This window comes from Aequorivita sp. CIP111184 (assembly GCF_900489465.1).
Taxonomy (GTDB): Bacteria; Bacteroidota; Bacteroidia; order Flavobacteriales; family Flavobacteriaceae; genus Aequorivita.
Map to the genome: position 1 here is coordinate 1 of NZ_UEFQ01000017.1, position 11,844 is coordinate 11,844.

Annotated in this window: 11 protein-coding genes and 1 tRNA gene; 7 read left to right on the plus strand and 5 right to left on the minus strand. The window is 37.4% G+C overall.

The window, feature by feature from the left end; translation table 11 throughout:
• Positions 1-970, plus strand: a 970-nt coding sequence (locus tag AEQU1_RS07395) for a T9SS type B sorting domain-containing protein (RefSeq protein ID WP_146743731.1), incomplete at its 5' end; no start/stop codon positions are given.
• A 229-nt stretch (positions 971-1,199) separates the two neighbouring features.
• Here the strand turns inward: AEQU1_RS07395 and AEQU1_RS07400 are convergent.
• Both AEQU1_RS07400 and AEQU1_RS07405 read right to left on the minus strand, forming a co-directional pair.
• A complete protein-coding gene (locus tag AEQU1_RS07400) occupies positions 1,200-2,720 on the minus strand; it encodes an OmpP1/FadL family transporter (protein ID WP_111880057.1) in 1,521 nt (506 codons plus the stop codon).
• A gap of 37 nt (positions 2,721-2,757) precedes the next feature.
• Positions 2,758-3,774: a hypothetical protein gene (locus AEQU1_RS07405; RefSeq protein ID WP_111880058.1), complete on the minus strand. Its 1,017-nt coding sequence runs from the start codon at positions 3,772-3,774 to the stop codon at positions 2,758-2,760.
• Positions 3,775-3,876: 102 nt separating this feature from the next.
• Here AEQU1_RS07405 and proS point away from each other — a divergent pair, with 102 nt between their 5' ends.
• From proS to rpsT, 3 genes are all read left to right on the plus strand, one after another.
• Positions 3,877-5,352, plus strand: coding sequence for a proline--tRNA ligase (proS, locus tag AEQU1_RS07410; protein WP_111880060.1), 1,476 nt, complete (start codon positions 3,877-3,879; stop codon positions 5,350-5,352).
• 80 nt (positions 5,353-5,432) lie between these two features.
• Positions 5,433-5,504: transfer RNA gene (locus AEQU1_RS07415), tRNA-Glu, on the plus strand.
• Positions 5,505-5,530: 26 nt separating this feature from the next.
• Entirely contained in the window at positions 5,531-5,782 is a 252-nt protein-coding gene (gene rpsT, locus AEQU1_RS07420; RefSeq protein ID WP_111880062.1) for a 30S ribosomal protein S20, read from the plus strand.
• 76 nt (positions 5,783-5,858) lie between these two features.
• Here the strand turns inward: rpsT and coaD are convergent, their stop codons facing one another.
• From coaD to surE, 3 genes are read right to left on the minus strand one after another with little or no spacing between them, the layout of a single operon-like run.
• Positions 5,859-6,311, minus strand: a complete 453-nt coding sequence (gene coaD / locus AEQU1_RS07425; RefSeq protein ID WP_111880064.1) for a pantetheine-phosphate adenylyltransferase — start codon at positions 6,309-6,311, stop codon at positions 5,859-5,861.
• Between the two features lie 53 nt (positions 6,312-6,364).
• Entirely contained in the window at positions 6,365-6,652 is a 288-nt protein-coding gene (locus AEQU1_RS07430) for a hypothetical protein (protein ID WP_111880065.1), read from the minus strand.
• A 36-nt stretch (positions 6,653-6,688) separates the two neighbouring features.
• The gene (gene surE / locus AEQU1_RS07435; RefSeq protein ID WP_111880067.1) at positions 6,689-7,465 is read right to left on the minus strand and encodes a 5'/3'-nucleotidase SurE; all 777 of its coding nucleotides are present in this window, start codon (positions 7,463-7,465) and stop codon (positions 6,689-6,691) included.
• 164 nt (positions 7,466-7,629) lie between these two features.
• Here surE and AEQU1_RS07440 point away from each other — a divergent pair, with 164 nt between their 5' ends.
• The 3 genes from AEQU1_RS07440 (at position 7,630) to AEQU1_RS07450 (ending at position 11,834) form a co-directional block, all read left to right on the plus strand.
• Positions 7,630-9,837, plus strand: a complete 2,208-nt coding sequence (locus tag AEQU1_RS07440) for a carboxy terminal-processing peptidase (protein ID WP_181566734.1) — start codon at positions 7,630-7,632, stop codon at positions 9,835-9,837.
• 64 nt (positions 9,838-9,901) lie between these two features.
• A complete protein-coding gene (locus AEQU1_RS07445) occupies positions 9,902-11,008 on the plus strand; it encodes an ABC transporter permease (RefSeq protein WP_111880070.1) in 1,107 nt (368 codons plus the stop codon).
• A gap of 10 nt (positions 11,009-11,018) precedes the next feature.
• On the plus strand, positions 11,019-11,834 hold the full coding sequence (locus AEQU1_RS07450; RefSeq protein WP_111880071.1) for a DNA/RNA non-specific endonuclease: 816 nt from the start codon (positions 11,019-11,021) through the stop codon (positions 11,832-11,834).
• The last annotated feature ends 10 nt before the right edge of the window (positions 11,835-11,844 follow it).

Below are 11,844 nucleotides of genomic sequence, written 5' to 3' on the forward strand. Positions count from 1 at the left end.
GGGGATCTTGGCGGGGCAGGACCCTACGGAATTCAGCCTTTCATTTTATGAAACCCTTGAAGGGGCTGAGACCGGCGTTGGGGCCATTGCCTTTCCGTATGTGAACATCATCAATCCGCAGCGCATCTATGTTCGGGTGACCAACGAGCTGAATATTTTTGAGCCTAAGTGCTATGCCGTCGTGGATATGCTGCTGAAGGTGGAGAGCCTTCCAGACGTTGTCTTGGACGGAGATTACCGACTGTGCGTGGATGCCAATGGCAACCCGATCGCCGCCGAGCAGGGCAGCATGTCGCCGCCTGTTATAGACACGGGCCTTGACCCTGCGCTGTACACCTTCCAGTGGGACCTTGACGGGGTGATACTGGTCGGGGAGACCGGACCATCAATCATCGCGCTGCAGGGCGGTGTCTATACGGTGACCATCACCGAGCTTGCCACCAACTGCGAGAGCACAACCAGTGCCACGGTTACGGTATCATCACCACCTTTTGAGTATGGTGCGGTGCTGGTGGATGGCGCCTTTGCCGACAGCCACACAATTGAGGTGACCGCGGTGGGTGAGGGTACCTACGTGTACCAACTGGACGACGGTCCGTTCCAAGACAGCAATATCTTTGAAAACGTATCGCCTGGGGGGCACACGGTGACCATCCGCGACGCCAACGGCTGTGGTAGCGTGACCATAAACGTCGGGGTGATTGATTACCCGCCGTACTTTACGCCCAATGCTGACGGCTACCACGACACGTGGAATATCATCGGTATTGCAACGGGCGACCCTACGGCAAAAATCTATATCTTTGACCGCTTCGGAAAGCTGCTCAAGCAGCTGAGCCCACTGGGCCAGGGATGGGACGGAACCTACGGGGGAAGCCCACTGCCATCGAGCGATTACTGGTTCCGCATCGAGTACACCGAAGAGGGACAGACAAAGGAATTTAAAGGACATTTTACCTTAAAACGATAAATACTATTGTATGTGTAATATTAAAACCCCGCAGTTTTGCGGGGTTTTTTTATAATAAAATTTTTTTAGGCTATTTTAGTTGGGTAAAATATAAGATAAGACTTGTGAAGTTATATCTGAGTTGCAGAATAAGAAGTAAATCTTCAGGAAATAGATTAAGTAAGAACCTTCAAAAGAAAATATTCAATCAAATAGAATTTTATTAAATGGACCCTTAATTCAAAAGTAATTAAAAATTGAAGCCTAAAGATGCTACAAAATTGCTGTAAATAGAATTTATATTGGCGGCGTTAGTTAAACCAACTGAGTATAATGGTTGATTTCGTTCTTGTTCTGATCTAGAGTAGGCAAGATCACAAGTAAAGCGTCCAAAATTATAGCCTGCACCAAATGAAAAACCCATTAAATCACCAATAATTGTACTGTCTTGATATGGGCTTTCTTCATAATGAAATCCTCCGCGAAGGCTTAATTGGTTTCGGCGAAATTCAGCACCTACACTATATGTAGAAACAGCTTTTAATGTATTTTCTAAAGTGTTGTTTAAGTCATTGAAATTTGGACCATTGATGGGGATGAATTCTATTTGGGAATAATCTTTATAGGAGTAGTCAAAACTAATTAATCCGTTCAGACCAAAAATATAGGCAGCACTTGCTGAAATTTTTCCGGGTGTTCTTAAAGTGTAATCTTCATATACATTTATTATTCGTGGATCCAAAAATTCATTGAAAGTTTGGCCTTCAAAAACGCGTCGGCTTTTGAGGCTTTGAGTGGTTTCTTCAGAAAGTTGAAACCAAGTTGGTGTATCAAGGCTTAACCCGAAACGTAAATTGTCAGCCACTTTTGCAATTCCTCCAATTTGTGCAGAAATCCCAGCACCAGTTACAGATAGGTTATTTTCAAATCCAACTCTATTTACTGTGGAGCCAGGATTTCCGTTGCTTTCCAGTAAAAAAGAACTTTGATCAAATTCAACAGTGTGAGTGTTTATGTTTATTCCGAAGAAAAAATCATTTGTGATTTGAGTGGCAAGGTTTATAGAAAATTTACTGTTGTATCCTTGTGAAAGGTATGCGTATTCTTGATTGAAATTTCCACCAGAAATATTGGAAGTGTAGGCTGTATTGGAAGGATTATTAGGGTCAATGGGGTCAAAAAGAAAAGCTTGATAACCTAAAAAAGCATTTTGGGCAACATTCCCCTCATATTCTCCAAGATATTGATATAAATCTGAAATTGATTCGTTAGGCTGTAATTGTAGAAGATTTAAAGGGATACCTTGAGCTTGTGCCAAGAAAAAATCGCCGATAGAATTAGTTCCGGTTCCAGCTATATATAATTCATTGTCGAAATTTTTATTGATTGTATAATTCAATCCAATCGTAAACTTTTTAAAAGCCGATTCTTCGTTTGAATTATTTACAACGAATATACCGCCTAATTGATTTAAAGCCACATCATCTGAAAAACTTTTTTCGCTGTTATCAAAGTAATTTGCTTTATTCTCAACATCGAAGAGGGAAGCGGAAAACATTAAGCTTGAATTAAGAAAAACTGCTCCGCCGGCAGGATTTATGCTTATTGCTGAAAAATCACCTCCCAAAGCGCCCATTGCCCCACTCAGAGCTGTAAAACGGGCTGTGCCTATATTTTGTTCGGTGCTGTATCTTAAGCCATCTGTTGTGTTTTGGGCTTGTGTAAGTGCCAAAGAAAAAATAGCTATAATGAAGAATGAGATTCTTTTCATAGATAGAAACTTAAAAAAATATTTTTAATGAATTATTTTAACCGCGTCCACCGCGTCCACTTCCGCTGCTGCTGCGTCCACTACTGCTGCTTCCACTACTAGAACGTCCACTATTACCTGAGCTTCTAACAGAACCTGAGTTACTGCTTCTAGTGGGTGTAGAGTAGTTGCTGCTTCTGGTAGTGTTGCTTCTAGTGGGTTGATTATAACCACCACTACGGTTTGTGTTAGAACGCGTATTTCTTATTACATTATTTGTATTGGAACGTGTGGTATTATTGCTGCGAATTGTTCGTGTAGTATTATTAGCTCTTACATTATTTTGATTTACACGACGAGAAATTTCAGAGCGGCTGTAAGAAGATTTTCTTGTAGATACATTATTTGATCTTCCTCGAGATTCCGTTCTGCTATAATCTGTATTTCTTCTGCCTCGATTGTATGATGCGCTATTATAATATGGATTATTGTTGTAATAAGAACTATTGTAATAAGAGTTATAATACCCATTACCATAATGATAAGGATATCCATAACCATAATACGGATAATTCCATCCATAGCTTATACCCCAATAGGGTGAAAAGCCATAATATGGATAATAATCCCAATAGCCACCATACCAATAGGGTCTGTGATAGAATCCATAGCCATAACCTCCATAATTATAAATATTTACTGTAATATCTTCTGCATTGCTCCCCCAAGGACCATAACCATCTTCACTATAATTATCTTCAATAACTATAATTCCGTCCTCATCTAAGCTTTCAGTGGTTGAATAGGCGTCAATATCTGTGAAAATAGCACCTTCTTCGGGAAGATCTGAATAAGCATTGGTTTTGCTCTGAAAATATTGCTGGTAATAATTGGATTTTTCGTTTGAAACATCACTACCTTCCTCACTTACATTTGTATCATTTCCAGAGGAATAAATACCATCATTTTGATTATATCCATTGTTATAGGTTCCACAAGATGTGATCAAAAGAGTCAAAATTCCCGAAATTGCTATGGAAATCGTACGTTTTATATTAAAAATTTGAGTGAACATATCTGTGGTATTTTAATTGTTGAACTTCATAAAAATAAGTAGTTTTGCGGACAATAACTAATCATTTAACATTGACACAACATTTGTGCCAAAAACAGGACTATGGCAAAGAATTTAACAACTAGGGAAGAAGATTACTCCAAATGGTATAACGAATTGGTAATCAAGGCAGATCTTGCAGAAAATTCTGGAGTTCGTGGATGTATGGTTATTAAGCCTTATGGATACGCAATTTGGGAACGAATGCAGGCCGAGCTGGATAGAATGTTTAAAGAAACAGGACATCAAAACGCTTATTTTCCTCTTTTTATTCCGAAATCCTATTTTAGTAAAGAAGCAAGTCATGTGGATGGTTTTGCAAAGGAATGTGCTGTGGTTACTCATTATAGGTTAAAAAATGCTGAAGATGGCAGTGGGATTATTGTTGATCCAGATGCAAAATTGGAAGAAGAATTAATTGTTCGCCCAACTTCAGAAACAATTATTTGGGATACTTACAGAAAATGGATCCAGTCTTATCGTGATTTGCCGCTATTAATAAACCAATGGGCAAATGTAGTGCGTTGGGAAATGCGCACGCGACTGTTTCTTCGCACAGCGGAATTTCTTTGGCAGGAAGGGCATACAGCTCACGCAACCAAAGACGAAGCCCTAGCAGAAGCGGAGCAAATGATGAATGTATATTCAGATTTTGCAGAAAATTATATGGCTATGCCGGTTATAAAGGGAACAAAAACCGAAAGTGAACGTTTTGCTGGAGCTTTGGAAACGTATTGTATTGAAGCGTTGATGCAGGATGGAAAAGCGCTTCAAGCAGGAACTTCACACTTTTTGGGACAGAATTTTGCAAAAGCATTTGATGTAAAATTTACATCCAAAGAAGGCGTACTTGATTATGTTTGGGCAACTTCGTGGGGTGTTTCCACACGATTGATGGGTGCTTTGGTTATGACCCACAGCGATGATAATGGTTTGGTTTTACCTCCAAATTTAGCGCCAGATCAAGTGGTTATTGTTCCAATATATCGAAAAGATGAAGAGTTTGAGGCAGTAGATGAAGTGGCAAAGGATTTAATGAAAAAACTGCGCGCTAAAGGAATTCGAGTAAAGTATGATAATCGGGATACTCACAAGCCAGGTTGGAAATTTAATGAGTATGAATTAAAGGGCGTTCCTGTCAGAATTGCTATCGGTCCAAAAGATGTTGAAAAAGGAACTGTTGAGTTAGCAAGAAGAGATACGCTTAAAAAAGAATTTATTGTTTATGAAAATGTAGTTGATAAAGTAGTTTCGTTAATGGAGGAAATTCAAGACAATTTGTACAATAAAGCTTTATCTCATAGAGCAGAAAACACAACTGAAGTTTCTTCATATGAGGAGTTTAAGGAAGTTTTGGACTCCAAAGGTGGGTTTATTTTAGCACATTGGGATGGAACAGTAGAGACGGAAGAAAAAATTAAAAATGAAACTAAAGCAACAATAAGATGCATTCCTTTGGATGGAAAGATTGAAGCGGGAGTGTGCATGGTTACTGGAAAACCATCAGTTAGAAAAGTGTTTTTTGCACGAGCTTATTAATTTTTTTTGAAAAAAGTAATTTAGTATTTGCGCGATTCAAAAATAGTTGTATTTTTGCATCCGCATTTAAAACAAAATATGGTCCGTTCGTCTAGGGGTTAGGACGCCAGGTTTTCATCCTGGTAACAGGGGTTCGATTCCCCTACGGACTACAAAATTAGAATTTAACAAAAATAAAATGGCAAATCACAAGTCAGCATTAAAGAGAATAAGAAGCAACGAGGCAAAGCGCTTGCGTAATCGTTATCAGCACAAAACTGCCCGTAATGCTATGAAGAAGTTTCAAGAGCTTACTGACAAGAAAGAAGCTGAAACTATGTTTCCAACTGTTGTTTCTATGATCGACAAATTGGCAAAGAAAAACATTATTCACTCTAACAAGGCTTCCAATTTAAAATCGAATTTGGCTAAGCACGTAGCTGCGCTTTAATTCCTTTTATTTGAAATTAGAAAAACCCTTTCAGGAAACTGAAAGGGTTTTTTAGTTGTATATTTTTAAAGTTTTATTATTTCTTAACTGCATTAGGAACTAAGCTGGAATAATCACCATTATTGCGCATTACATCTCTAACAATGGTAGAGGATATATTTGAAACTTCAGGTGAACAAATAAGAAAGATACTGTCAACCTGCGCCATCTTATAATTAGTTTGCGCAATGGGTTGTTCGTAATTTAAATCTGTAGTGTTTCGTAAACCCCGAACAATAAATTGTGCTTCTTCTGTAATACAGAATTTCGCGGTCAGCCCCGAATAGCTTTTTACAATTATTTTAGATTCTCCTTTAAAGGTATTATTTATAAAGAGAATCCGCTCTTCCAAAGAGAACATTGTCTTTTTATCGGCGTTTACACCAATTGCAATTATTAATTCATCAAAAAGGGGAAGTGCACGATTAATTATATCCACATGTCCAAGTGTTATGGGATCAAAGGTTCCGGGAAAAACTGCGCGTCTCATTTTAGATTATTTGTTTACTAAGTTAATTAGTTATTGGCAGAATTTCTTTGTTTTCAGAAAAATTTCGAAATCAAAATTGCTAGCGCTGCAATTATGGTTGCTAGAACCACGCCTCGCGCCCTATAGTATTGATTCTTTTTTAAAAGAATAAAGAAGACAATTAAATTTAAAACTGCACCCAAAGCGATTAAACTTCCCAGAAAATCATTTTCCAAGGCTGCTTGTACTGTTGACTCGAAACTAAGTTTTGAAAAAAAGAAGATATACAAATAAGTGCCTGCCATATTTGCTGCTAAACCTATTATTAAGCCAATCAATATCTCTTTTATATGCGGTTTCATTTGAATCTTTTCTTATTTAAAATGCAAAATTAATATCTAAAAATCCCAAGTATTGAGTTCTTTCATAGCGTGGTGTGCTGTAAGATCGAATTGTACGGGAACTACGGAAACAAAACCGTTATGCAACGCCCATTCATCGGTGTCTTCACCTTTGTCTTCATTTACAAATTCTCCGGTAAGCCAGTAATAATCACGGCCAAGTGGATTGGTGCGTTTATCAAATTTTTCTTCCCAATGTGCATTTGCTTGTCGGCAGACTTTAATACCCTTAATTTCGGACACATTAAGTTTTGGTATGTTCACATTCAATACCACTCCTTTTGGCAATCCATTTTTAATAACTTGCTCTGCGATTGATTTTACAAATTTCTTGGAGGGTTTGAAATCTGCTTCCAGGGAATAATCCAAAAGCGAAAACCCAATTGAAGGAATGCCAAGTGTCCCGGCTTCTACTGCAGCACTCATCGTGCCGCTATAAATTACGTTAATGGATGAATTGCTTCCGTGGTTAATGCCGCTAACGCAAAGATCCGGCTTCCGCTTCAAAATTTCGTTTACAGCTATTTTCACACAATCTACTGGAGTTCCACTACAACTGTATTCTTTGTGCGGATCGCCATTTACTACCTTTATACTATTGCAATAGAGTGTGTCGTTAATGGTTATTGCGTGACCCATTCCGCTTTGTGGAGAATCGGGGGCAACAACGCAAACATCACCTAAAGTATTCATAACTTCAATTAAAGTTCTGATGCCTGGAGCGTTAATGCCATCGTCATTGGTAACTAAAATGAGCGGTCTTTTTTTGGACATAATTTTATAAATTTTTAAGGAAACAAAAATACATTTTATAATCTTGAATTTGGAATGCAGTGCCCAAGAAACTGTTTAACAAAAAATTAGTATCGAAATCCTTTATTGGCACAGTTTTTTATATAATTTAGGCACTCTTAAATAATACTATTACTATGCGGATAATGAAAAAGAATTTTAAAGTTTTGTTCCTTGTTGTTTTTGTTTCGGTGGCTTCTTGCAGTTTCACTACTAAGGAATTTAATGATCCTGATAAAGACAAACTACTTTTAGACCTTATTTCCTATGTGCTTCAAAAAGGGCATTATGATCCAAAAGAAATAAACGACCAATTTTCTGCAGATGTATATGAAAATTTCATAAAAGGACTCGATCCCTTAAAAAGGTATTTTTTGGCTTCTGATATTGCAGAATTCAGCAAATACAAAACGGAAATAGATGATCAAATTAAAAATAAAGATCTTTCTTTTTTCGATTTAGTTTATAGCCGTTTTCAGGAACGCATGGAAGATGTGAAAAAAATCTATCCAGATGTTCTTAGTAAGTCTTTTGATTTTAATGAAAAGGAAACTATTAACGTAGATTATGACAACCTTGCTTATGCTACATCATTAAAAGATCTTCAATCACGTTGGAAACAGCAATTAAAATTTACAACACTTTCAGGGTATTATGATTTGGTTGAAGATCAAAAAAATAAAGAGGAAGCTATTTCTTCTTCCAAAGAAAACAAAGTTCAGAAAACAATGGAGGCTTCTAAAACTTCAAAAAAATCAAAGTCTGAAGCTGATGAGCCATTCAAGCCAAAACCTTTAGCAGACCTTGAAAAGAAAGCCCGCGAAACTACAAAGAGTTCTTTGGACGAATATTTTGATTTTACTAAAGATTTGGAAAGAAAAGATTATTTCGCAATTTATTTAAATACAATTGTGGAAGAGTATGATCCACACAGCAATTATTTTGCACCACCTGAAAAAGATAGGTTTGACCTGCAAATGTCGGGTAAACTTGAAGGCATTGGGGCGAGGCTTCAAAAGAAAAATGATTATATAACCGTTATCGAAATTATCAGCGGTGGCCCAGCGTGGAGAAGTGAAAAGATTGAAGTAGGAGATGCCATTATGAAAGTAAGACAGGAAGGCGATAAAGATGCTGTAAGCATTGTTGGAATGCGCATAGATGATGCCGTGAAACTTATAAAAGGTCCAAAAGGAACTAATGTAACCTTGACAATTAAAAATGTTGACGGTACCATCTCAGATAAAACCATAACTCGAGATGTGGTAGAACTTGAAGAAACCTATGCAAAATCATCGCTTATCGAAAAAGACGATCGCAAGTTTGGACTTATAAATTTGCCGCAGTTCTATTTCGATATGGAAAATTATAAGGAGCGTAATGCTGCAACTGATGTTAAAAAAGAAATTATCCGCTTAAAAGAAGAAGGGATGGAAGGTCTTGTTCTCGATCTTCGCGATAATGGGGGTGGATCTTTACGCACAGCTGTAGACATAGCAGGACTGTTCATTAAAAAAGGCCCCGTTGTGCAAGTTGCTTCCACAGGTAATAAAGAAGTGCTTGAGGATAAAAACAGTGAAATAGTTTGGGACGGACCCTTGGTTATTTTAGTAAATGAACTTTCTGCTTCAGCTTCTGAGATTTTGGCCGCTGCAATGCAAGATTACAAACGCGCCATTATTATAGGTAGCAAGCAAACCTACGGAAAAGGTACGGTCCAAAACGTAATCGACTTAAACCAGTGGCTGCGCAAAAACGATTTAGGAGATATGGGAGCATTGAAAATTACGTCCCAAAAATTCTATCGTGTCAACGGGGGTTCAACTCAGCTGGAAGGCGTTAAGAGTGATGTGGTAATGCCAGACCGTTACAGTTATATTGATATTGGCGAACGTGATTATCCAAATCCATTGCCTTATGATAAAATTGATGCTGCAAAATATGACGTTTGGGATGGGTATATAGATTATGACGAAACTATTCAAAAGAGCAAAGCACGAATGACTCAAAATGAACAATTGGCATTAATTGATGATAATGCCAAATGGATAAAAGAGCGCAGGGATGAAAAAGAAGTAAATCTTAACTTTAAAGATTACAGCGCAGAAATTGAACAGCGTAAAGAAGAAACTAAACGTTTTGATGCTATTGATGAGTATGACAACCAATTAACTTTTGAATCGTTACCGTATGAAACTGCTTTGATGAAACAAGACACCACTTTGTCGGCAAAACGAATGAGATGGCACAAAAACCTTAGCAAGGATATGTATGTAGAAGAAGCCGTACACGTGCTTGAAGATTTAAAGCTGAACAATATAAAAGCTGGAAAAGTAGCGGATATTAAAAACTAATATTTAGGTGAAACCCATAGCTTCTTTCTTAATGAACCAAGCTAATTTTTATTAAATTTGAAGTGTGAAAAATTCCACTTCATTAACCAAAATTGCGCTCCAAAAGTTCAAAAAAAACTTTTGGGGCGTTTTTAGTTTGGGATTTTTAACACTATGCGTATTAATTGCCTTTTTTGCCTATGCTTTGGCGCCAGATAATTCGCAGAATGTAAACCAAATGCATCTTTCAATACATTCTAAAAATCCAGGATTTTCTGTTCAAATGCTTACAATCCCTGTAGCTGTAGAAGCACAAAATCCATTTTCTGTTTTTTTCTTCGGAAAGAAGAATGCAGATACAGAAATTCCTATTTCAAAATTTTTATTGAAGGATAAATCTATTGAAATCACTGAATATACTACAGATGGAACTGACGGATTACAAAAAGAATACGCGCTTTCTCTTTTTCCAAACACTTCTTCAGTAAGCGAAATTCCAAATAAATACATTTCAGAAAGAAAATTCTTGATTGGGACCGATAAATACGGTCGCGATTTATTGAGCCGAATGTTAATTGGTATTCGAATTTCACTCGCTATTGGTTTTGTAGCAGTTTTCATTTCTTTATTGATAGGAGTCACCATGGGAGCTATTGCAGGTTATTTTGGAGGAAAAGTGGATGCTGCAATTATGTGGCTTATCAACGTTACGTGGTCTATTCCTACTTTACTTTTGGTAATTGCCATAACTTTGGCTCTAGGGAAAGGTTTTTGGCAGGTTTTTATCGCTGTAGGACTCACCATGTGGGTAGAAGTGGCCCGTGTAGTTCGCGGACAGGTTATGAGCGTAAAACAGATGCAATACGTAACGGCTGCACGCGCTTTAGGTTTTAATGATTTTAGAATAATTGTAAAACATATTTTGCCAAATAGTATGGCGCCCGTTATTATTATCTCTGCAGCCAATTTTGCAGGAGCAATTCTTATTGAAAGTGGACTCTCTTTTTTAGGAATCGGAGCGCAGCCGCCTATGCCTAGTTGGGGTGGGATTATAAAAGACCACTACGCGTATATTATTTTGGGAAAACCCTATCTTGCCTTAATTCCTGGGCTGGCAATTATGAGTTTAGTCACCGCTTTTATGTTAATAGGAAATGCCTTGCGCGACGCCTTGGATGTGCGCAATTCTTAATTGAATTTTAATGAACCGAAAATACATTTACCCCTTAGTAATACTAATTGTAACCGTTGCTTTGTATTATGCCGATGATTATTTGGTGGAAGAAGATTCTTCTGTTGCACAAACATCAAAAACAGCCCGAAACAATTCCGATGAATTTGATGATTCGTTTTTACCCAGTTCAACCACGGGAGCTATTGTTAAGCATAATTTTTTTACACTTTCCTATTCCGAAAAAGACGAACAAGCAGAATGGGTAGCCTATGAATTAAAAAAGACTGACCTTTCTCAGAACGAATTTGAACGACCTTATTTTATTGAAGATAAAAGCGTGAAAACTATATCTGCAGATTGGCGAAACTATAAAAAATCAGGGTATGATCGCGGACATCTTTGCCCGGCAGGCGATAGAAGGAATTCTTTTCAAGCCTACAACGAAACTTTTTTAACCAGTAATATTAGCCCGCAAAACCATGACTTCAATGCTGGAATTTGGAACAGATTGGAGCAGAAAGTTAGGTTTTGGGCAGAAAAGTATGATGGGGTTTATATAGTTACTGGTGGTGTTTTAAAAGGAAATATGAAAACAATCGGTTATGAAAATGTTTCGGTCCCAAATGAATTTTATAAAATAATTGTGGATGCTTCTGATGGAAACTATAAAGCCATCGCCTTTGTTATTCCCAATAAACCTTCTAGAGAATCTTTTTATGAATACGCCGTTTCCATTGATGAAATTGAAGCACAAACCGGAATTGATTTTTTCCCGGAATTGTCCGATTCAATCGAAAATAATTTGGAACAGATGATTGATTTAAAAGCTTGGGGAAGGAAATAGATTTCAATAA